Source organism: Polaribacter sargassicola (assembly GCF_021991835.1).
GTDB classification, from domain to species: Bacteria; Bacteroidota; Bacteroidia; order Flavobacteriales; family Flavobacteriaceae; genus Polaribacter; species Polaribacter sargassicola.
On the sequence record NZ_JAHDAU010000074.1, the window covers coordinates 1 to 370 of the forward strand.

A 370-nucleotide genomic window follows, 5' to 3' on the forward strand; every position below is an offset into this window, starting at 1 on the left:
GCGGCGCGCGCCGCCGCCCGCCGGCTCGCGCAGCTGGACGGCTCCGACCTCGGCGACCGCATCGGCTTCACCGTGCGCGGCGAGCGCGCGGTCAGCCGCGACACGCGCGTCGAGTTCGTCACCGCGGGAGTGCTGCTGCGGCGGATGCTGGATGATCCGGGGCTCGACGACGTGGACGCCGTGATCATCGACGAGGTGCACGAGCGCGCGCTGGAGACCGACCTGCTGATCGGTCTGCTCGGTGAGGCGCGCGAGCTGCGCGAGGACCTCGTGCTGATCGCCATGTCGGCCACGCTCGACGCCGCGCGCATCGCCGCCGTCCTCGGCACGGATGCCGCGCCCGCCCCGATCATCGACCACGAGGTGCCTG

1 protein-coding gene is annotated in these 370 nt (G+C 74.3%); it reads left to right on the top strand.

What is annotated here, in order from left to right; genetic code table 11:
- A partial coding sequence (locus KI686_RS17440) for a DEAD/DEAH box helicase family protein (protein ID WP_237590307.1) occupies positions 1-370 on the top strand: 370 nt, incomplete at both ends.